General features: G+C 42.2%; 13 protein-coding genes. 9 read left to right on the top strand and 4 right to left on the bottom strand.

Annotated elements, in window-relative coordinates:
- Positions 1-537 precede the first annotated feature (537 nt).
- Positions 538-4,692 (bottom strand): response regulator, encoded by a 4,155-nt coding sequence (locus WN50_RS12015; protein WP_046277403.1) that lies wholly within the window; start codon positions 4,690-4,692, stop codon positions 538-540.
- A gap of 722 nt (positions 4,693-5,414) precedes the next feature.
- Between WN50_RS12015 and WN50_RS12010 the strand changes: the two genes are divergently transcribed.
- From WN50_RS12010 to WN50_RS12000, 3 genes are all read left to right on the top strand, one after another.
- Positions 5,415-7,142, top strand: coding sequence for a diflavin flavoprotein (locus tag WN50_RS12010; protein WP_046277404.1), 1,728 nt, complete (start codon positions 5,415-5,417; stop codon positions 7,140-7,142).
- A 278-nt stretch (positions 7,143-7,420) separates the two neighbouring features.
- The gene (locus WN50_RS12005) at positions 7,421-8,053 is read left to right on the top strand and encodes a vWA domain-containing protein (protein WP_046277405.1); all 633 of its coding nucleotides are present in this window, start codon (positions 7,421-7,423) and stop codon (positions 8,051-8,053) included.
- A 32-nt stretch (positions 8,054-8,085) separates the two neighbouring features.
- Complete coding sequence (locus WN50_RS12000; protein ID WP_046277406.1) at positions 8,086-9,816, top strand: diflavin flavoprotein; 1,731 nt, start codon at positions 8,086-8,088, stop codon at positions 9,814-9,816.
- Positions 9,817-10,450: 634 nt separating this feature from the next.
- On the opposite strand, the gene sfsA is transcribed toward WN50_RS12000, so the two are convergent.
- Entirely contained in the window at positions 10,451-11,179 is a 729-nt protein-coding gene (gene sfsA, locus WN50_RS11995; RefSeq protein ID WP_046277407.1) for a DNA/RNA nuclease SfsA, read from the bottom strand.
- 140 nt (positions 11,180-11,319) lie between these two features.
- On the opposite strand from sfsA, the gene murJ reads away from it, so the two are divergent.
- The gene (murJ, locus tag WN50_RS11990; protein WP_046277408.1) at positions 11,320-12,933 is read left to right on the top strand and encodes a murein biosynthesis integral membrane protein MurJ; all 1,614 of its coding nucleotides are present in this window, start codon (positions 11,320-11,322) and stop codon (positions 12,931-12,933) included.
- A gap of 581 nt (positions 12,934-13,514) precedes the next feature.
- Positions 13,515-14,900: a carotenoid oxygenase family protein gene (locus tag WN50_RS11985; protein ID WP_046277409.1), complete on the top strand. Its 1,386-nt coding sequence runs from the start codon at positions 13,515-13,517 to the stop codon at positions 14,898-14,900.
- A 154-nt stretch (positions 14,901-15,054) separates the two neighbouring features.
- Here WN50_RS11985 and aroH read toward each other — a convergent pair whose 3' ends face one another.
- A complete protein-coding gene (gene aroH, locus WN50_RS11980) occupies positions 15,055-15,444 on the bottom strand; it encodes a chorismate mutase (protein ID WP_046277413.1) in 390 nt (129 codons plus the stop codon).
- A gap of 109 nt (positions 15,445-15,553) precedes the next feature.
- On the bottom strand, positions 15,554-16,375 hold the full coding sequence (gene sppA, locus WN50_RS11975) for a signal peptide peptidase SppA (protein WP_046277410.1): 822 nt from the start codon (positions 16,373-16,375) through the stop codon (positions 15,554-15,556).
- Between the two features lie 189 nt (positions 16,376-16,564).
- Here sppA and WN50_RS11970 point away from each other — a divergent pair, with 189 nt between their 5' ends.
- The 4 genes from WN50_RS11970 to treY all read left to right on the top strand — a co-directional run bounded on the left by WN50_RS11970 (position 16,565) and on the right by treY (position 23,644).
- Complete coding sequence (locus WN50_RS11970) at positions 16,565-17,617, top strand: DMT family transporter (protein WP_046277411.1); 1,053 nt, start codon at positions 16,565-16,567, stop codon at positions 17,615-17,617.
- 58 nt (positions 17,618-17,675) lie between these two features.
- Positions 17,676-18,767, top strand: a complete 1,092-nt coding sequence (locus WN50_RS11965; RefSeq protein ID WP_049559221.1) for an RNA-guided endonuclease InsQ/TnpB family protein — start codon at positions 17,676-17,678, stop codon at positions 18,765-18,767.
- Positions 18,768-18,954: 187 nt separating this feature from the next.
- Complete coding sequence (gene treZ, locus WN50_RS11960; RefSeq protein ID WP_046282193.1) at positions 18,955-20,778, top strand: malto-oligosyltrehalose trehalohydrolase; 1,824 nt, start codon at positions 18,955-18,957, stop codon at positions 20,776-20,778.
- Between the two features lie 52 nt (positions 20,779-20,830).
- Complete coding sequence (gene treY, locus WN50_RS11955) at positions 20,831-23,644, top strand: malto-oligosyltrehalose synthase (protein WP_046282194.1); 2,814 nt, start codon at positions 20,831-20,833, stop codon at positions 23,642-23,644.
- The last annotated feature ends 331 nt before the right edge of the window (positions 23,645-23,975 follow it).

Below are 23,975 nucleotides of genomic sequence, written 5' to 3'. Positions count from 1 at the left end.
TAAACCCGCCCCGTCTGAGGTTTCTTTGCGTAAGAGATTTAAAAACCCGGTTTCTCGAAGAAACCGGGTTTTTCTACTAGGGCGCGCCTCACAACAAATTTAGATTTCTCACAAACCAATTATATAAACCCGCCCCGTCTGAGGTTTCTTTGCGTGAGAGATTTAAAAACCCGGTTTCTCGAAGAAACCGGGTTTTTCTACTAGGGCGCGCCTCACAACAAATATAGATTTCCCACAAACCAATTATATAAACCCGCCCCGTCTGAGGTGCGCGATAAAGTTACCGGGTTTTTCTACTAGGGCGCGCCTCACAACAAATTTAGATTTCTCACAAACCAATTATATAAACCCGCCCCGTCTGAGGTTTCTTTGCGTAAGAGATTTAAAAACCCGGTTTCTCGAAGAAACCGGGTTTTTCTACTAGGGCGGGTTTATCTCAATCTTTAAGTAGTGGGTGTTTGATGGGTGTTTGATGGGTGTTTGATGGGTGTTTGATGGGCGTTAGATGGGTGTTTGATGGGCGCAAGCCTTGCGCCCCTACGGGGAACGTTTAACTTCCAGTTTTAATGCAGCTTTAACCCATCCCAACTCTGCGGTAACTTTATCATAAATTGTGGTAATATCTTCGGATAAAGGAACGCCTTTTTCCAGGGTTGCACGGGCTTTCATTTCTAACTGTTCGCAGAGTTCAAATAATGTTAAAGCCCCCAACGTTCCGCTAATTGATTTGAGGGAATGGGCGGCAGGTTTGAGTTGTTCGGCGTCTAATTTTGCGATTGCAGATGCGATTTTATCTAACAGTTCCGGTGTGGTTTCTAAATAGGCTTCGACTGCTTCTTCTAAGGCTTCTATTTCTCGTAAACTTTCAATGACGTTTGGATCGAGAACAACTGATTTTTCAGGGGGAAAGGTTTGATTTTGTTCAACTTCTGGGGTTAACTGAACTGTCTGAGAAACAGCCACATCAGCATTATTTAAAATCCCTGGATTGATCGGTTGACATTGTTGTAAAACGGCAACTAACTGTTCCATTCTAATCGGTTTACTGATATAATCATCCATACCTGCGGCGATACAATCATTGCGATCGCTTTCCATTGCATTGGCAGTTACTGCAATAATTCGGGGACGTTCAGAAGTTTCAGTTTGGCGATCGCCATAGAGTTTTTTAATCTGTCGCGCCGCTTCTAACCCATCCATTTCTGGCATTTGCATATCCATTAATACAACATCATAGGATTGACGCCGCAAGGCTTCTAAAACCTCTAAACCATTCCCCGCCACATCGGCACGATATCCCATGCGTTGTAAGATTTGTAGCGCCACTTTTTGATTAACTAAATGATCTTCAGCCAGTAGAATTCTCAAAGGTAATGTTTTCGCGAGTAACGGAATATCTTTGGTGGGTTTGAGTCGAGTTTGATCCGGTAAACGAACCTCTAGGGGATCTCCACCTAAAATATTCATCAACACATTATAAAGCTGAGATTGCTTAATCGGCTTATTCAAACAGGCTGAAAAATCTTGCAATTGATTCTGATTAATACTCTGCTGTCCCATTGAAGTTAATAATACCAATGGAAGTTTTTTATATTGGGGAAATTTTCTAATTTCTCGGGCTAATGTCAAACCATCACAATCGGGCATTTGCATCTCTAATAATGCCATATCAAAGGGTTCACCCTCCCGAATAAAAGCGATAGCTTCTTGTTGATTGGCTGCGGCTTTGGCGAACATTCCCCAGGCTTGAGTTTGCAATGTTAATACTTGGCGGTTTGTGGCATTATCATCCACAATTAATAAGCGTTTTCCGGTTAGTTCGGGTGTCTTTGCCCAGCTTGTGATTAAATGAGAACAGGACTCTACAATAATCGTAAAATAGAAGGTAGAACCGACAAATTGATTAGGAATAAAAGATTGAGGCGTTTGAGTAATTTGAGTAATTTTTGTGACCTCAGAAATTGAGCGAACGCTTGTCAAATTCGACCTTATCGGGGTAAAATCATCAGGGGCTTCCCCTGCAATTGTATCATAACTTTCCACCCACATTTGACCCCCCATCATCTCAGCCAAGCGCTTGCTAATCACTAATCCTAAGCCCGTTCCGCCATATTGACGACTGGTTGAAGAATCCACCTGACTAAAAGATTTAAACAGGCGGTTCATCCGTTCCGGTGGAATGCCAATTCCAGTATCTCGTACTGCAAATTGAATCTCATAACGGTTAGGTTGAGTTGTTGTTTCTCTAGCGGTTTCCGTTGTGTTTTCGTCTAAAATCACAGGCTGTAAAGAAACCGCTTTCAGAGAAATAACCACTTCTCCCATTTCGGTAAATTTAACCGCATTACTAATTAAATTCACTAAAATTTGTCTGAGTCGCGCCCCATCTCCTAATACCTTTGACGGAGTAGACGGATCAATTAAATAGGCGAGTTCAATATTTTTACTCGCGGCTTTTGTCGCCAGTAAATCCAGGGATTCTTCAATACAAGTTCGTAAATCAAAAGGATGTCGTTCTAACTCCAATTTCCCGGATTCAATCTTAGAGAAATCCAGAATATCATTAATTAATGAAAGCAACGCATCACTACTACTGCGAATGGTTTCCACATAATCTTGCTGTGTAGAAGTGAGTCGAGTATCTAACAACAATCCTGTCATCCCAATGACTGCATTCATCGGGGTTCTAATTTCGTGACTCATGGTGGCTAAAAACTCACTTTTCGCTTTGGTTGCGGCTAAAGCTTCATCTCGCGCCTTGGCTAAATCTTGGGCGGTTTGTTGACGTTCAAGTTCACCGCCGATCCATTGCGCCATTAACTTTAAAAGTTCTCGATCAACGGCTTTAAAGGGTTCTGTTTTAGTTTGACGACTCCAGAAACATAATATTGTATCCACTTGAGCGCCAACAATCACCGGAATACCCAAATAAGCGGCAATTTGCAATTGATTTTGAATCGAATGGGGTAAACCGGAATATTGCAAAGATTCAAAATAAAGCGGTTTTTTCGCTGTAGCTGTCATGGAAAATAAACTATCCGTTAGTTCAATTACTTTTTTGTTCTTCAGGACAGGATTAGAACCGACGACTGCAATCACTTCTATTTTGAATAAACTTTGAGCGTCATTCACGGGTTCAATTTTAGCAAGTAACCCCACTTCTAAGCCAAACTTATAACAACCTACCTTTAAAATGCGACGCAGCCGTTCTTCAAAGTTTAGTTCTCGGGCGGATGTCACTTGATATAATGCTCGAATAGAAGCTTCACTTTCTTGTAATTGTTGTTCTCGTTGTTTGCGATCGCTAATGTCTCTGGAAACGCCTATAATTTCTTGTATGTCTTGATGTTCACTGGTGCGAATGGCGCTACTGGTGGTTTCAAACCAGACATAATCTCCATTTTTGTGGCGAATTCGGTAAGTTATCGTATAGGTAACATTTTGTCGCAAGACAAACAAATGGGCTTTGACTAAAGTATTAATATCATGGGGATGAAGAAAATCAGCCGGGGTGTGATTGACTAATTCTTCCGGTTCATATCCGAGTAAAGTTCGACAAGCAGGTGAAGCGTAAAGAATCACTCCCTCAGCCGAATGACGAGTAATCATATCGGTTGAATGTTCAGCTAATAGTCGATACCGTTCTTGTTGTTCTAAACGATCCGAGTCAGCATCTTCTAGGGCGTGAAGCATCTGGTTAATAGTTTCTGCTAAATGGGCGAGTTCATCCTCTCCCGACACCGAAATTTCCAGAGACAAATCACCACTATTGCTAATATGACTCACTTGATCATTTAAATCAGATAAACGGGATAATACCAACTTTTCGAGAACAAATAAAGTAATTCCCCCGCATATTGCCCCAATCAATAAAACGGCTAAAATTAAGTGATATTGGCTATCTTGAGCCGCTTTAGAAAAAACGCGCTCAACGTTGACTTCGAGTTGTAGGGCGTTCCCGTAGAGATCGCGAATGATTGTATATCCCGCTAAGGTAGAAGGATTGAGAACTTTCACAAAAATTTCGCGATCGTCTGAGGAAAATCTTTCTGAATTTGAGGGTTGAATCTGGATAGATAGGGGACTATTTTCGGAAATCGGACTAACGGTGTTGAGATAACGCCCTAAAATTAATATTCCCTGATTTGGGCTTTGGGAATTTGGAAAAATCGGTTGGGCTGCAATTAATAAGGGGTTTTCTGGTAACATCAAAATACCCGTAATTGCACCTTTTCCAGCTAAACTCGCAGACCCAGAAATATTAGAGTCTGAAGTCGGCTTGAGTAAAGCCAGTAACGAAGGATCAGACGGTAGTGCGGGTTTCAAAGCATCATTTCTACCCGTGCGATCAAAACCTTGACTAAAAACGATCTCCCCTTCGGCGTTGAGTAACACATAGAGATCCACTTCCAGTCTTTCCCAGTTGAGCTTGATTGTGTTGCTGGGATTGTTTGAAGAATTGACGATAGCCCGAAGATCATTCAACTCTATTTGATCTTGGGCGAGCTTCTCGAGATCCACCTGTTCTTGATGTAAAGCATCCACCGCCCGCACCACCGCTTGACGTACAGATTGCACTTCGAGTTGATGAAAGTTATTATGCAGGACAATTGACGCTGTGACATAGAGTGCCACAAGGAGACTCGATAGGGCTGCACCGATAATCAACAGGGTTTTCTTACGCAATTTCATGGGGATGTTCCTTCATTGTGCGACTGAGTGATTCGCATCAATACACCTGCACCCAACGGATGGTGGGGGATCTCCTAGCACGCCATCTCAATAAACTGGAATCGTTTGCTGGTGGCATTACCTCATCTTTTTCAGAGGTTAGTTGATGTCTCTTCTCGATTTTAACTTGAATATTACAAACCCTTCCAATCTCTTCGACTTGATTCAAGCAGACCGTCTGAAAACACATCCCTGAAAAATCATAGAGAAAGCGTTTAAATATTGATCTTTAATCCCCGTTTAGCGGCTGACTCACTCAGGGAAAATCATTGGTTCTCTAAAATTGATCACGAGATTATCAATAATTGATGTCAGGTAAACCTTACATTTTTATGTGATAATTTATGATGAATAGGGGATAATAGGTGTAAAGTTGACTTGAGATTTTTTAGCTCTAAAATTTCTGATTTAAACACTTGATAACCTAACATTAAACATTTATTTAAAAAACATAACAAAAACTAGAAGATGCGTTTCCGCTCACGATCAACCCAGATTTTTACAGAATTCCGATGCCGTCTCACCTTCAAAGGGAGTGGCTTTTCCCTCTGCCAGCGAGGAAGTCAGCAAACTTTTGTGGATCTTAACTCATATATAGGTTTTTCAATAAAACTTTACAGTTGATTCATGTCACAATAGAGGACAAGTTGAAGTCATAATGAGTTACTGAGGGGAAGTCAGATATGGTAGCCCTTACCGATAAAGTTCAATCTAGTCGCCTAACGATAGAAGTCAGCCAGACGGTTACAGATACAACGGCTATTCGTTCCCTCGACTGGGATCGCGATCGCTTTGATATCGAATTTGGACTGCAAAACGGAACAACCTACAATTCCTTCTTGATCCGAGGCGAAAAAATCGCCCTGGTTGACACCTCCCACGCAAAATTCCGTCAACAGTACCTCGACACCCTGCAAGGACTCATCGATCCTCGTAAAATAGACTATCTGATTATTAGCCACACCGAACCCGATCACAGTGGTTTAGTCAAAGATGTTTTAGAACTCGCTCCCGATATTACCATTGTTGGCGCAAAAGTCGCCATTCAATTTTTGGAAAACTTGACTCACGTTCCCTTTAAACGCATTCAAGTTAAAAATGGCGAGACTTTAGATCTCGGAAATGGTCATCTATTAGAATTTGTTTCCGCTCCAAATTTACACTGGCCGGATACCATTTTTACATACGATTACAAAACCCAAACCCTGTTTACCTGCGATGCGTTTGGGATGCACTACTGCTCAGATTACACCTACGATGAAAATTTAGCCGAAATAGAACCCGATTTTCGCTTCTATTATGAATGCTTAATGGCGCCTAACGCCCGTTCGGTGATTAGTGCGATCAAACGCATGGAAAAATTTGGAGAAATCAACACCATCGCCACCGGACACGGGCCACTGTTACGCCATAATGTCGTTGAATTCGTCGGACGTTATTTGGAATGGAGTCAAGCCCAAACCAAGGGAGAAACCACAGTCGCAGTCTTCTACTATTCCGATTATGCCTACAGCGATCGCCTGTCCCAAGCCGTTGCTCACGGTGTCACCAAAACCGGAATTGCTGTGGAAATGCTCGATTTGCGATCGGCTGATCAGCAAGAAATCCGTGAACTGGCTAGCTCCGCCCAAGGCTTAATCGTTGGAACTCCGCCTGTTTCTGGCCCCGATGCGGAATTGGCAGAAGAAGCGATTAGCACGATTTTAGCCTCAACCCACGCCAAACAAGCCTTTGGTTTGTATGAATGTGGTGAAAGTAGTTTATCAGTTTATCCGTTAGAAGTCAAGTTCAAACAAACCGGAATTAAACAAGCCTTTCCGTCTATTCGCGTGACTGAAAATCCCACAGAAAACACCTATAAACTCTGTGAAGAAGCGGGAACCGACATGGGACAATTGTTAGGCTTGAAAAAAGCAGTTCAGCAAATGAAATCCCTCGATAATGACCTTGATAAAGCGCTCGGTCGTATCAGTGGAGGCTTATATATTATCACTGCAACCAAAGGAGAAGTCAGCAGTGCAATGTTAGCATCTTGGATTTCTCAAGCGAGTTTTCAGCCTTTGGGACTGAGTATTGCCGTAGCAAAAGATCGGGCAATTGAAGCGTTAATGCAGGTGAATGATAGCTTTGTTTTAAATGTATTGGCTGAAAATAACTATCAGAAACTCATGCGTCATTTTCTCAAACGATTTGCACCAGGGGCGGATCGTTTTGAAGGCGTTGAAACTCAAAGCGCAAGCAATGGAAGTCCAATTTTAACCGATGCTGTGGCTTATCTAGAATGTCAAGTTGCAAGCCGGATGGAGTTAAGTGATCATTGGATTATTTACGCTACCGTTGAAACAGGACGGGTGAGTGATCCTGATATTTTACCTGCGGTTCACCATCGCAAAGTCGGTAATCATTATTAAATAGGGAACAGGGAACAGGTTACAGTCAACAGTAGGGGCGGGTTCCGAATAGATGTATGTTTCCCAGAAGCAATATACATAAACCCGCCCTCAACAGTGAACAGTGACCAGTCAACAGTAGGGGCGGGTTCCGAATAGATGTATGTTTCCCAGAAGCAATATACATAAACCCGCCCTCAACAGTGAACAGTGACCAGTCAACAGTTAACAGATAATACGGTAAAAGCTGGTAACAGATAACTGTAAACTGATAACTGTAAAAAGCGAGGTGCGATTTCATGTCTACCGATTTGTTGAAAGACCGTAGTTACACGATTATTGTTGCTCGGAGTGGCATCAGCCGAGAACGAAATCATCCTTGGTTCAACGAATGGGTAGACGCTCAGGCTTCTTTAATTGATTTAGCAAAGAAATGTCAGGAATTTGATCCCGATGGCTTAACGATTTATGAGGCTTCTAGTTTTTTGAAAAAATATGAGCAAGCCACAGTCAATCGATTAGCTGAACTGTTACAAAAAAATAATCGTTCCGATGCAACCTATGTGATTGAAATTAATGTTGTTGAAGCCATTGCCGATGTTCTCAATCATTATTTTGAACACAAAGAACATCATCAAACCAAACCCAAAGGAGAAATTATCATTGTTATTTTAGATAAACATGGTATTGATGGCATTGGAGATATTCAACAACTTATTATCAAATCAACCCAAATGATGGACTATGCAGAAGAACTGGGAATCACATTTATTCAAATCGGAGATGATGCGACAACTCGACGGTTTATGACGGGACTAGATGATGATTTAACTCAAGTCGGTGCCAAGTTTGATATCGTGGATACTAAATATTGGCATGAAGTTCAACGGAAATCAATTACTCAGTTTTTGATTGATGCTCTTTTCGATTAATTCAATTTACAACATCTTTAACAGAATTCAACATGAAAACACTTTTAAAACCCCGTGACGTACAAACACTCTTGATTGCCGAAGATACAAAAGTTCTGCGATCGCGGACTTGGGATCGGCTAAAATTTGAGGTCGAATATTCCCTGAAAAAAGGCACCAGTGCAAACAGTTATCTGATTCAAGGCGAACAAACCGCAATTATCGATCCGCCAGGAGAATCCTTTACCAGCAACTATATTGAAGCACTGCAAATGCGGCTGAATTGGTCGAATTTGAACTACATTATCTTAGGACATTTTAATGCCAATCGGGGAGCAACAATTAAAGCGTTATTAGCCTTAGCCCCCCAAGTAACTTTTGTTTGTTCAAATCCGGCTGCAATCGCGTTAAAAGAATATCTCAGCGATTACGATAACATTAATTTGTTAGTCGTTAAAGGAGAAGAAACCCTCGATATCGGCAACGAACATCAACTGCAATTTATCACCGCCCAAACTCCTCGCTGGCCGGATAGTTTATTAACCTACGATCATAAAACCCAGATTTTATATACTGATAAATTTTTTGGGGCGCACGTTTGCGGCGATCAAATTTTTGATGAAGGATGGTCAATTTATAGCGAAGATCGACGCTTTTATTATGACTGTCTTCATGCCGCCCAAGCCCGTCAAGTCCTTTCAACACTAGATAAAATAGCCGATTTACCCCCAATAAAATTCTATGCCACAGGTCACGGGCCATTAGTTCGTTATGGCATGAATGAATTAACTCATTTATACCGAGAATGGAGTAATAAACAAAAAACAAAAGATTTGAATGTGGCTTTATTATACGCCTCCGCCTATGGAAATACCGCCACCATTGCCCAAGCGATCGCCAAAGGTTTAACGAGGGCAGGTGTTGCGGTAGAATCAATCAATTGTGAATATGTCAAAGCTTCAGAAATTCAAGCTGCAATTGAAAAATGTGATGGGTTTATTATCGGTTCACCCACGTTAGGAGGACACGCCCCCACACAAATACAAACCGCTTTAGGGATTATTTTAAACACCGCTTCTACCAGTAAATTAGCGGGAGTATTTGGATCTTTTGGGTGGAGTGGAGAAGCCATTGATATTCTTGAAGGTAAACTCAAAGATGCGGGCTATAAGTTTGGCTTTGAACCCATTCGCGTCAAATTTAAACCCACCGATGTCACCCTGCAAACCTGTGAAGAAGCTGCCGTTGACTTCGCCCAAACCCTGCGACGCACCCAAAAACAGCGTAGCGCCCGATCTTCTATTAACGACTCTGGGGCAGATCGCACCGCCCAAGCGGTAGGGCGTTTAGTGGGTTCGTTGTGTGTGATGTGTTGTCGGCGAGAAGAGGTTCAAAGCGCGATGTTGGCGTCGTGGGTATCTCAAGCGACATTTAACCCCCCAGGTTTAACCATAGCCGTCGCCAAAGATCGGGCGTTAGAGTCTTTAACCCATAGTGGCGATCAATTTGTGTTGAATATCTTAGAAGAAGGAAAACAACTGCGAAAGCATTTTATGAAGCGGTTTCAACCGGGAGAAGATCGGTTTTTGGGCTTAAATATTGCCGAAGCGTCTAATGGTTGTGTGGTGCTTCAAGATGCGTTAGCTTATCTCGAATGTGAGGTGAAACAACGGATGGAATGTGGCGATCATTGGTTAATTTATGCTACCGTTACCAATGGTAAAGTCTTGAGTTCTGAAGGGGTAACAGCCGTTCATTATCGGAAAATTGGTACCTATTATTAAGGGATAAAGAGAAAGAAGAAAACACAAAGACACAGAGACACAAAGAGATCATTTCTTCGTGACTTAGTGTCTTTGTGGTGAGTTGAAAGAAACAAACACCAAGACACAGAGACACAAAGAGATCATTTCTTCGTGACTTAGTGTCTTTGTGGTGATGAAAGAAACAAACACCAAGACACCAAGAGATCATTTCTTCGTGACTTAGTGTCTTTGTGGTGATGAAAGAAGAAAACACCAAGACACCAAGACACAAAGAGATCATTTCTTCGTGACTTAGTGTCTTTGTGGTGAGTTGAAAGAAGAAAACACCAAGACACAAAGAGATCATTTCTTCGTGACTTAGTGTCTTTGTGGTGAGTTGAAAGAAACAAACACCAAGACACAAAGAGATCATTTCTTCGTGACTTAGTGTCTTTGTGGTGAGTTGAAAGAAGAAAACACCAAGACACCAAGACACAAAGAGATCATTTCTTCGTGACTTAGTGTCTTTGTGGTGAGTTGAAAGAAACAAACACCAAGACACCAAGAGATCATTTCTTCGTGACTTAGTGTCTTTGTGGTGAGTTGAAAGAAGAAAACACCAAGACACAAAGAGATCATTTCTTCGTGACTTACTTTCTAACTCGCAGACGCCTTAATCAAAAATCTCTAATGTTGCTAGTCCTAAATATTGAATACCAATAGGTGTTACTTCAAACCGACAGGGTAAGACTTCGACTCCTATTTTTATCGCTTCAGTTAACAATTTTGCATAAACCGGATCGGCTATTTTCCCGGTCGAAAAGCGATCGCAATCTCCCCGATTAATGAAATACAACATGACTGCTCGGCCGCCTTGTTGTACAATGGTTGTTAATTCTCGTAAATGTTTTTGTCCGCGTTCAGTCACCGTATCGGGAAATAACGCTAATTTCTCTTTTGCCCAAGTTGTATTTTTCACTTCTAAAAAAATCGGTCTATCTTCACCTTGCAACCAAAAATCTACCCGACTTTTACCCTCTGAACCGTAAACGACTTCTTTTTTAATCTCGCTATAATTTCCTAATTCGGGAAACAAATGTTGTTTTAAAGCTAATTCTATCACCCGATTCGGTAAACCTGTATTTACCCCGACCCAAGTGGGTTGATTATCCGTCACTTGAATTAATTCCCAAGTATAAGGTAATTTGCGTTTCGGGTTGTTGCTGGCTGAGACTTGTACTGCATTTCCCAACACACAAACCCCCGTCATCGGCCCTGTATTCGGACAATGGGCAATAATCGTTTCTCCGGATGATAGCATGATATCGGCGAAGAAACGCTTGTAACGATTGACTAAAACGCCCGCTTGCAAGGGCGGATATTGATAGAGGAAATCAGTCATCAGGCAGTTAAAATTAACAGCAATTTCCCTATTTTGCCTGATCGACGCATCTACACGGAATTCTTTCTCTCACCTATTTTCTAATTGTCCATTCCCCGATACACTAGGGGTTGCCATTAAGCGTTTATCACTAACCATTTGTGTCTGAATCGCAAAAAACGACTCGTTCCCTGGTCAGCATTGCTACAATTGTAGCGGCCGCAACCCTGATCAGCAAAGTATTTGGCCTGGTTCGACAACAGGTAATGGCGGCACTTTTCGGCGTGGGGGCGGCGATCGACGCCTATAACTATGCTTATGTCATTCCCGGTTTTCTGTTGATTTTACTCGGTGGAATTAATGGCCCGTTTCATAGCGCCATTGTCAGCGCTTTAGCCAAACGCGATCGCAGTGAAGCGGCGCCTTTGATCGAAACGATCACCACGTTAGTCAGTGGCGTATTACTGCTGATCACGATTTTTCTGATGGCTTTTTCGAGTCCGTTAATTGATTTAGTTGCCCCTGGACTTAGCCAAACTCCCGCAGGTTTAGAAATTCGGGCGATCGCCATTCAACAACTACAAATTATGGCACCGATGGCGTTATTTGCGGGGTTAATTGGGATTGGTTTCGGAACGTTAAATGCGGCCGATATGTACTGGTTGCCGTCTATTAGTCCGTTATTTTCCAGTGTGGCATTAATTGGCAGTTTGGGAGTATTAGCAGTCTATCTCGGCCCGAAAATGACCGATCCGCAATATGCTTTACTGGGCGGAATGGTTTTAGCAATTGGAACTTTAGCCGGGGCGATATTGCAGTGGTTGGTACAACTTCCAGCGATGTGGCGATCGCAATTAGGAAGGTTGCGGTTTAGATTTAACCTCAAACAACCCGGGGTTAGAGATGTGATGCGCGTGATGATTCCGGCGACATTTTCATCAGGAATGCTGCAAATCAACGTTTATACCGACTTGTTTTTTGCCTCTTATATTCCCCAAGCTGCGGCTGCGATGGCTTATTCTGGGTTATTGGTTCAAACGCCATTAGGAATCATTTCTAACGTGATTTTAGTACCGTTTTTACCGATCTTTTCTCGACTGCGAGAACCGTCAGACTGGCCGGAATTAAAGACTAGAATTCGACAGGCTTTAATGTTAACGGCTTTAACCATGTTACCCTTAAGTTCGGTGATGGTTCCTTTAGCATTACCCATTGTGCGAGTGGTTTATGAACGCTATGCTTTTGATTTAGCTGCGTCTCAGTTTGTCGCTTCAGTTTTGATGGCTTATAGCGTGGGAATGTTTGTGTATTTGGGGCGAGATGTTTTAGTGAGAGTTTTTTATGGGTTAGGAGATGGAGAAACCCCGTTTCGCGTCAGTATGGTGAATATTTTCCTGAATGGGGTGTTTGATTTTTTCCTCGTCAAAGCCTTTGGCGCACCGGGTTTAGTCTTAGCAACGGTGGGGGTTAATTTAATATCAATGTTGATGTTTTTAGTGCTATTAGATCGCAAAATAGGCGGACTTCCTTGGCGAGAATGGGGGTTTCCGTTACTGGGTTTAACGGTAGGAAGTTTATTTGCGGGTTTAGCTTGTTGGGGAACAGTTTGGGGAACTCAACAGCTTTTAGGAACTGAAAGTTTTGTGGTTTTATTAATAGAACTTTGTCTAGCAACAACAGTCGGACTCGCTGTATTTGCTACTTTTGCGATGCAGATGAAGTTACCCGAAGTTGATTTATTAATGAGTAAAGTCAGACAAAAAATCAGTCGATAAGTAACCAGTCACCAGTAAAAAGGCAATAGGGAGAAGTTTTGTAGGGGCGGGTTCAGCCTAGATCTATGTTTCTCATCAATAACCTCTGTAAACCCGCCCGTCTCAGAGGAATAGTGTAGGGGCGGGTTCAGCCTAGATCTATGTTTCTCATCAATAACCTCTGTAAACCCGCCCGTCTCAGAGGAATAGTGTAGGGGCAGGTTTATATAACTTATTTGTGGGAAAACATACATTTATACTATAGCAATGAGCAGGTTAATGTTTACAACTTCTTTGTGTCTTTGTGTCGAGCGTGGTAACATTCAAGGCTTGGCTTCAATTGCTGTCAACTCGATTCATAGATCAGTGCATTCAGAGAGAATCGCTGCGGATTGATTGAAAACCCTGAATTTATGAAAAGATGATACATCGGCTATCAAAAATAAACAGTTACCATGATATAATTTAATTGGGGTAAAAACAGTAAATTTTTCCGAAAATATCTCACCTAAGATCGAGTTTGAATTGACGCGGAAAAACAAATCTTAGATTATGTTAAAGTACGCTATGTTAAAGAGTGATGCACCTCACAAAGCCCTAATATGACCTCAACAGTTGCAACTAATCCTTATCTTGAAGGGAATTTTGCCCCGGTTCGGGATGAAATTACTGCTGACAACCTGAAAGTCATCGGTGAACTTCCTGCGGGTTTATCGGGGATGTTTTTACGAAACGGCCCGAATCCTCAATTTTCCCCGATTGGACAGTATCATTGGTTTGATGGAGATGGGATGATTCATGGGGTTCAACTCCAAAACGGAAAAGCATCCTATCGCAACCGCTACGTTCGGACTCACGGCTATAATATTGAACACAAAGCCGGAACCGCCCTCTGGAGTGGACTGTTAGAACCGCCTCAACAAGATCTTCCGGGTGGCTCTAGCAAAAACACCGCCAATACAGCTTTAGTTTGGCACGCGGGGAAATTTTTAGCCGTGTGGGAAGGGGGAAACCCTCATGCGTTAACCCTTCCAGACATTAACACCATTGGCGCTTATGACTTTGACGGTGAACTGACTTGTGCCTTTACCGCTCATCCGAAAGTTGACCCGCAAACCGGTGAAATGAGGTTTATCGGCTATTCGATGATCACTCCCCCCTATTTACACTATGGTTGGGTGGCACCCGATGGAAAACTGAAGCAAATTGTCCCCATTGAACTTCCTGTGGGGGTGATGATGCACGATTTTGCCATCACCGAAAATTATACAATCTTTATGGATTTACCCCTCACATTCCGACCTGAACGAATGCAACGGGGCGAACCTCCAATGATGTTTGAACGAGAAACACCGAGTCGGTTTGGAATTGTTCCCCGTCATGGTGATAATAGTCAAGTGAAATGGTTTGAATGTCCGTCTTGTTTCATTTTCCACACGTTAAACGCCTATGAACAAGGGGATGAGGTTGTTTTAATTGCTTGTCGGATGGAAGCAACGACTTTACTCTCTATGACAAGTGAAGAAAATGCAGATATTCCCTTGTTATATCGGTGGCGGTTTAACTTAAAAACCGGAGAAGTCAAACAAGAACAGTTAGGGGATACACCTTCAGAATTTCCCGTGATTAATAATCAGTTTACCGGACGACAAAACCGTTATGGTTATGCAGGTAAAATAGCCCCGCTTGAGGTTCCTTTATTTGAAGGAATTAATAAGTACGATTTTGAGAATAATAGTTGTGAAGTTCATCTTTTTGGAGAGGGACGGTTTGGCGGTGAGGCGGTGTTTGCTGCTCGTTCAAACGATAGCGCCGAAGATGCAGGCTGGTTAGTGACGTTTGTTTATGACGAGAACGAACAACAGTCAGAATTAGTGATTGTTGATGCTCAGAATATCACGGCTGAACCTGTAGCGCGAGTGATTATTCCCCAACGAGTTCCCTATGGTTTTCATGGAACTTGGGTATCGCAAGAACAGTTGCAATAATTAATTTTTTCACGACTGACTGAAAAACCCGGTTTCTTGGAGAAACCGGGTTTCTGGGAATTCGTTGAGAAACTGGGTTTCTGGGAATTCGTTGAGAAACCGGGTTTCTGGGAATTCTTGGAGAAACCGGGTTTCTGGGAATTCGGTTCTTAAGTTATGATAAACTGGCACGGGCTAAACTCCAATCTGGGCGTAAATCTTTCGCCCCCCGTAGATAGGGATGATGAACTTCAGTTTGACTCGCGGGTAAATTCACATGAACCAAAAACCGGATACACCGCTCTAAACTTCCCGGAACCTGCATCTGCTGAACATCCAATAACGGAACATTTTCCCACTGGGGACGCTGACGAGCAACGGCGGCTGGAAATGTAGCATCGAGATCGCGAGTTACAGTAAAGGTTGTACTGATGATCTGTTCAGGTTTAAGATTGTTGAGAGTTTCCAGTTCATCAAGCAGTTCTGTCACCGCTTCTTGAATGGCTTCGATAGAATTTTCCGAGACTGTTGTTGCTCCACGTATTGCTCGTACACGCCACTCCACGAAAAGTCCTCCAGTTTTCCTTAGTTGTGCGTTATCAGTTGAAATGCTCAATGAGAACGTTTCATCTGAATCACTAGCGATCGCTAACTGACCCCAGTTTACTTCAATTTTAGGGTCTATATAACCATAACGGTAAACCACTGGTAGAGAGTTCAAATTCTAGCCAATTTGTGGCGGCTGATAACCGAGAGGTGTCCAAATTATTACTGCTTAAGACTCGACTCACCAGAGATTTGGGCTTTTCTAAGGTATCACATTCTGCTTTGTCGGGATCGAGGTTAACCAATTCCGCCGCCCACCGACGGGCTTCTTCTTCAGTCCCCAAACGATCAATCACACCCAACGCTAAAGCCTGTTCTCCGGTAAAGATGCGACCATCAGCAAATTCTCTAACCGCAGTTTCTTCTAAGTTGCGAGACTCGGCGACTGTTCTGACAAACTGATGATAACTGATATCAATCAATTCTTGCAAAATTTGTTTTTCGGGATCGGTGAGTTCTCGATCAAAGGCTAATATATCTTTGTAGGGGCCGGACTTGATCACTTTGAACGATACCCCAACTTTATCTAAGAGGCGTTCGATGTTGTTTCCCCGTATGATTACCCCAATACTTCCGGTGATGGTTCCTGGGTTTGCCATAATATGTTGAGCGCCCATGCCAATATAAACGCCCCCAGATGCGGAAATATTACCAAAACTGGCGACAATTTTAAGTTTATCCTGTAATTTTTTCAGAGCGCTATAAATTTCTTGAGAATCTCCAACGGTTCCCCCAGGACTATCGATCCGCAATAATAAAGCTGGATATTTGCGTTCTTCGATGGTTTTCAGGGCTTCGAGTACCCGTTTCCTTGTGTCACTGGCGATCGCACCAGTTATTTCAATTCGAGCAATTTGTTTGCGATACCGAGGTTTAAATGGCCAGATCATTTGCTATCCAGAAGGGGATTTTTATCCAACAGAATCTTTGATTGTAACAAATTTTAGCAGAAGGGAGAAAGAAGTCGCGAGTTATGGCCTACAAGACTGGTGACTGTTCCCTAGACATCTTCTCCCTAACTCGGTATGATTGTAAAGATAATTTAACAAAACAAAAATTATAATTAACTTTGAAGGCTCATGCAGCTAAAACAGACCGATATTAAATTACCATTTCAATCTCTTTTTTTAATCGCCCCGTTTTTTCTGTGGGGAACGGCGATGGTGGCGATGAAGGGCGTGATGCCGAATACAACGCCTTTGTTTATGGGGGGAGTGCGTTTAGTTCCGGCAGGCTTGCTAATATTATTGTTTACCACACTGCAAGGTAGATCTCAACCCCAAGGATGGAAAGCCTGGTTTTGGATTAGTCTATTTGCATTAGTCGATGGGGCGTTATTTCAAGGATTTCTCGCCGAAGGACTAGAAAGAACCGGGGCGGGGTTAGGATCAGTAATGATCGACTCTCAACCCTTGGCTGTCGCGATATTATCCTTGTGGCTATTTCAAGATAAAATCGGCTTTTGGGGATGGTTAGGCTTACTGATCGGAGTTGGCGGAATTAGTTTAATAGGCTTACCCGATGAACTGATTTTAAATGGCTTTAACCTGGAAACCGCAGGCATGAGTTGGGGAGTGGATCAATTATTCCAAAGTGGCGAATGGTTAATGTTGTTAGCATCGCTGTCAATGGCTGTCGGTACCGTATTAGTGCGTTGGGTGTGTCGCTATTGTGATCCCGTTGTCGCCACAGGTTGGCACATGATCATCGGGGGTTTACCGTTATTTGTCCTTTCTGGAAGCTTAGAGTCCCAACAATGGACGCATTTAGGCGCTTATGACTGGATGGCTTTAGGTTACTCTACCGTGTTTGGCAGTGCGATCGCCTATGCGTTGTTCTTCTATTTTGCCTCTAGCGGTTCACTGACGAGTCTGAGTTCATTAACCTTTTTGACTCCAGTGTTTGCGCTCTTGTTCGGAAATATCTTTTTAGGAGAAGTCCTCAGTCCGCTACAATCATTAGGGGTAGGTTTAACGTTGGTCAGTATTTATCTGGTCAACCAACGCGACACCTTAGCAGAAAAGCTGAAATTCAACCGTTCTGTGCCTCAGAACTTAAACTCCCTCAACGAACAACAACAACAACTTCATTCATCCAAGGCCAAGGCTGTTGAACTTCCTGTAGAGAAGTAACTTAGTAGACGATTTATGGTACAACACGGTACTATCTGTAAGATCAGATAATAGATCTATGCAACGAGCCTTTCAAACCCAACTCAAACTTAACAACCGTCAAAGAACCTTAATGGCGACCCACGCCGGATATTCTAGGTGGGTCTGGAATTGGGCTTTGGCGATGTGGAATGAAGCTTACAAACAGGGTTTAAAACCTTCTGCGAATAAGCTAAAAAAGTTCTACACCAATCACGTCAAACCTCAATATTCCTGGCAGTCAACCCTAAGTTCTAGAGTTTATCAATTTGCTTTCATGCACTTGGGAGAAGCATTTAGCAGATTTTTTCAAGGCATTGCCAAACATCCTAAGTTCAAGAAAAAAGGCAGAAATGATAGCTTTACTCTCGATAATTGTGGCAAAGTAATGAGGTTTTCAGGGAGGAGGTTAAAACTTCCTTTTATTGGATGGATATTCACTTATGAACCCCTACCTGAAATCAACACAAAGCGAGTCACAATTAGTCGAGTCGCTGATTCTTGGTATCTGTCTGTAGCCTACGAATTTGAATCAGAACAGACTGTTAAATCAAGAGTTTATCTGGGTGTTGATGTTGGAGTTAAGGCATTGGCGACCTGTTCAGATGGTACTGTTTTTGCCAATCCAGCAGCCCACAAAAAAGCTCAAAAAAATCTGGCTCGACTTCAGCGCGAACTTTCTAGAAAACAAAAGGGTTCCAATAACAGGAATAAAGCCAAGCTCAAATTAGCAAGAGCTTCACAAAGAATTGTCAACATTCGCAAAGATACAATTCACAAATTCACCTCATGGCTATGCAAAAACCACGCAGTCATCGGGTTAGAAGACTTGAATGTTTCTGGGATGATGAAAAATCATAAATTAGCGGGTGCTATTGCTGATTCTGCTCTTTATGAAATTCGCCGCCAAGTTGAGTATAAGTCCGAGTGGTACGGCTCAGTTGTAGTTTTTGCTCATAGATTCTATCCGTCAACTAAAACCTGTTCAAATTGCGGTCACGTTCAAGAAATAGCACTGAAAGAACGAGTTTTCAATTGTCAGGTTTGCGGTGAAGTCAAAGATCGTGACTATAATGCGAGTCTGAATTTATTACGTTATGCCGAGGGCTTCTCGGCTGATTTGCCTGTCTGACCGGGTGCTGCCGACAGTCCGGGGTGATGCAGCGCAAAGTCCGATCTCGGCGGTTTCCGTCGAGAAGGAACTTTGCAAGACAGGAACGAAACATTAATACGGTTTATACCGTGTTATATCAGTTTTCGATAGCAGGTGCGTGTGACCGAACCGGAACCTAAGCTGTAAAACAAAAGGCAACAAATTTATGAAAGTTGGTGCAAATTATCTGGGTGATCGTCGCTGCGAATTTACCGTTTGGGCGCCGTTGCGACAACAAGTTTCTGTGCAGATTTTAACCCCCCAAGAACGGCTTCTGCCGATGGAAAAAGATGACCAAGGCTATTGGCATCTCACCGCTACAGAAGTTTCGCCGGGAAGCCGTTATCAGTTTCAACTCGATGGGGAAATGACTCGCCCTGATCCGGCTTCTCATTATCAACCCGATGATGTTCATAAACCCTCTGCGGTTGTTGATCATCAGGGGTTTCAATGGACGGATGAAAATTGGCAAGTCATCCCTTTAGAAGATTTAATTATCTATGAACTTCATGTGGGAACGTTCACCCCTGAAGGAACATTTGAAGCGATTATTAATCGGGTTCCAGAGTTGTTAGAAATGGGCATTAACACCATTGAAATTATGCCTGTAGCGCAATTTCCCGGCAGTCGTAACTGGGGATATGATGGTGTTTATCCCTACGGTGTACAGGCTTCCTACGGCGGCCCAGAGGGGTTAAAACGGTTGGTCGATGCTTGTCATCAACAGGGAATGATGGTGGTTCTGGATGTGGTTTACAATCACTTAGGGCCGGAAGGAAATTATACTTCAGATTTCGGGCCTTATTTTACCGGAAAATACAACACACCTTGGGGACGGGCGCTAAATTTTGATGATGCTTATAGTCCGGGGGTGCGGAATTTCTTTGTTGAAAATGTGTTGTATTGGTTCCGAGATTATCATATTGATGGCTTGCGTTTAGATGCGGTTCATGCCATTTATGATTTTGGGGCGAAACATATTTTAGAGGAAATGGCTGATGAAACGAGACTGTTATCCCAACAGCTAGGACGCCCGTTTTATTTGATAGCAGAAAGTGACCTGAATGATGTCAGAATTATTAAACCTAAAGAACAAGGTGGATATGGTTTAGATGGTCAATGGAGTGATGATTTTCATCATTGTGTTCATACCTTACTCACCGGAGAAACAACGGGATATTATTTAGATTTTGGCAAGTGTGAACTGTTAGAAAAAACCCTGCGAGAAGGGTTTGCTTATGCTTGGAATTATTCAGCAAACCGTCAGCGCTATCATGGAAACTTTGCAGGCGATCGCCCCGCCTCTCAGTTTGTGGTTTGTATTCAAAATCACGACCAAGTAGGCAACCGAATGTTAGGGGAAAGAATTAGTCAGCTTGCTTCTTTTGAAGGGTTAAAATTAGGGGCAGCGACGTTAATCTTCTCGCCGTTTATTCCGATGTTATTTATGGGGGAAGAATACGGGGAAGAATCACCCTTTGCTTACTTTATTAGTCACTCTGATCCCGACTTAGTGGCTGCCGTCCGAAAGGGGCGTAAAGAAGAATTTGAAGCCTTCCACGCCGAAGGAGATCCACCCGATGCCCAAAGCGCTGAAACCTTCAACGATTGTGTTTTAAAATGGCATTTACGAACCGAAGGAAAGCATAAAGTTATCCTCGATTTTTATCGAAAATTGATTCAACTGCGGCGAGAAATTCCAGCGTTAAAAAATCTGAGTTTCCAACATCAAGAAGTCAAAAGTTGGGAAACAGAAAAAATTGTCTCTATCCGCAGATGGAGTCAAGATAGCCAAGTTTTTTGTATACTGAATTTTAACTCAGAAGCTGTTACGACTGATGTGATCAGTATCGAAGGAAATTGGCAGAAACGGTTAGATTCTACCGATGAACAATGGATGGGGAATGGAGCGAGTTTACCAGACACTCTAACCTCCTCTAAAACGTTAACGCTGGCTGCTGAAAGTTTTGTGCTTTACGAATGCAAGTAAAGTAACTTTCTGATAATTTGGATAAATTTAGACTCATTAAAACTCAAAAAATATGCGGATTCCAGTAGCAACGTATCGAATTCAGTTTACCCCAGATTTTGGGTTTGAATCAGCCCGAAAAATTGTTTCCTATCTGCACGAATTGGGGATATCAGATTTATATGCGTCTCCGATTTTTAAAGCCCGAGAAGGAAGTACACACGGTTATGATGTTGTTGATCCCAATCAATTAAATCCAGAGTTAGGAACAAAAGAAACCTTTGACAAGTTAATAGAAGAGTTGCAAGATCGAGATATGGGTTGGGTGCAGGATATTGTGCCGAACCATATGGCTTATGATAGTCAAAATAAGCTGTTAATGGATGTTTTGGAATATGGCCCGGATTCTGAATATTTTGACTTTTTTGAGATTGAATGGCAACATCCTTATGAAAACATCCGGGGTCGAGTTTTAACGCCGTTGTTGGGAGATTTTTATGGGAAATGTTTGGAAAATGGAGATCTCAAACTTTCCTATGATGAAGAGGGGTTAAGCATTAACTATTATAGCTTAAAAGTTCCCCTCAATATTGAATCCTACGCTCAGTTTGTGAGTCACGAACTCGGACAACTCTCGAAAAAACTTGGACGGCGGCACCCAGATGTTGTCAAGCTTTTGGGTGTATTGTATATGCTGAAAAGTATTCCCGCAGAAACGTCTAATCAACAACGTCGAGATCAAGCGTTATTTGTTAAGGGTTTGTTGTGGGAACTGTATCGAGATAATCCCGAAATTACGGCATTTATTGACCAAAACATTGAATATTTCAACGGAGAAACGGGTCAACCGGAAAGCTTTAATTATTTGGATAATTTATTATTAAATCAGTTTTTCCGGCTTTCGTTTTGGAAAGTGGGAGCGGAAGAACTCAACTATCGCCGCTTTTTTACCATTAATGAACTCATTTGTGTCCGGGTAGAAGATTTTAAAGTCTTTCAGAAAACCCATGATATGATTGGGAAAATGGTAGAATCGGGTCAATTTACGGGATTGCGAATTGATCACATTGACGGTCTTTATAACCCGGTTCAATATCTGCGTTGGCTGCGAGATAAAGTTGGAGATATTTATATTACCGTTGAAAAAATATTAGAACTCGATGAAAAACTGCCTTCAAAATGGTTAGTTCAAGGAACATCGGGTTATGAATATTTGAACTATGTCAATGGATTGTTTTGTGATAGTGAAAACGAAAAACGTTTCAGTCAAATTTATCGTGATGTCACAGGTTTGAAGACACCTTACAATCAAATGTTGGTTGATAAGAAGCGGTTAATTGCGGATAAAAACTTAGCCGGAGATGCGGATAACTTAGCTCATTTATTGAAGCGAATTTCTGGACAATATCGCTATGGCCGTGATTTTACCTTGCTCGGTTTGAAAACGGCGATTATGGAAGTGTTAGTCCGTTTCCCTGTTTATCGGACGTATATTACCGAAGAAGGGGTGAGCGAAGAAGATCGCAAATATGTTAAAAAAGCGATTCAAGAAGCCAAAGGAAAACTTCCCGAACTGTTGAATGAATTAAATTTAATTGAGAAGTTTTTACTCCTCGATTATGATGATTATCTCTCCGAAGAAAATCAACAGTTATGGTTACGCTTTGTGATGAAATTTCAACAATTTTCAAGTCCGTTAACGGCGAAGGGAATTGAAGATACATTATTTTATGTCTATTTCCGTTTCTTGTCTTTAAATGAGGTCGGCGGTTCACCGCAATACTTCGGAATTAACCCCGCTAAATTCCACGAGTTTAACACACAACGACTGCAAAACTGGCCCCATGCGATGAGTGCTTCTTCTACCCATGATACCAAACGGAGCGAAGATTTACGAGCCAGATTAAACGTGATTTCAGAAATTCCCGATGAGTGGGAAACTCAAGTGCGAAATTGGATGCAAATCAACCGTTCTAAAAAGACAGAACAGGATGGAATGTTAATTCCTGATTGTAATGATGAATATTTCTTTTATCAAACGGTGATTGGTGCTTTTCCCTGGTATGAAGAAGAATATCCCCAGTTTGTCGAACGGGTAAAAGATTATGCGATCAAAGCAGTGCGAGAAGCCAAAGTTCACACGGCTTGGTTGCGTCCCGATACGGTGTATGAAGAAGGGTTTATTTCCTTTGTAGAACAAGTGCTTGAGCCGTCAGAGGAGAACACTTTTTTACAGGAATTTCAACCGTTACAAGAAAAGATTGCGTTTTATGGAATGTTTAATTCCTTGTCTCAAACGCTGTTAAAAATGACGACTCCCGGAATTCCCGACTTTTATCAAGGGACAGAACTTTGGGATTTAAGTTTAGTTGATCCCGATAATCGTCGTCCCGTTGACTTTGAACAACGACTGTCTTTTTTACAAGAAATCAAACGCCGTTGTAAAACCGGGATGACGAGTTTGTTAGAAGACTTGATGGCGACTTGTGAAGATGGACGCTTAAAGCTATTTTGTATTGTCCGAGTGTTGGAAGCACGTCAGCAATATGTGGAGTTATTTCAATACGGAAATTATGTTCCCCTGAAAGTCATGGGTCAGCATCAAGAACGAATTATGGCGTTTGCTCGAATTCACGAACAACAGACAGCTATTGTCGTTATTCCTCGATTTTTAACCCGTGTGGTTGAACCCGGAAAATTTCCGATTGGGGATGAAGTTTGGGGAGATACGGCGATTGAAATTCCCCAGGGTTCAGAATCAGATTGGTGTGAAGTGATTACTGATTCTAAGATTGCAGCGAATAATGTTATCCCTGTCAGGGCTATTTTACAACATTTTCCTGTTGGTTTGTTAGTGAAGTTAGATCCAGATGTAACGAACGAATAAACCTTTTTCAGCAGGTATAGCGCTTCGCGCAAGGCAACCATGCAATCATGCAAAAGGCAACCATGCAATCATGCAAAAGGCAACCATGCAATCTTGCATTCATGGAGGAATTTGCGAAAGTCTAATAAGGCTTTTCACCATTTTTCGTTTCTGTGCTTATGTAAATAGACCTGCGCGCACTGCTATACAAGCGAAAAACCCGGTTTCTCAAAGAAACCGGGTTTTTTTAGTCTCTATAGACAAGCTGAATGATATTATGTCCGGTTGATTAATTCTGTTATGGGGTGGGGCGGGTTTATCTCAATCTCGGAGTAGTGCTAAAGATATTGAC

It is taken from the genome of Limnoraphis robusta CS-951, from assembly GCF_000972705.2.
The sequence above is the reverse complement of the archived record's forward strand: the minus strand, read 5'-3'. Positions and strand labels throughout refer to the sequence as shown.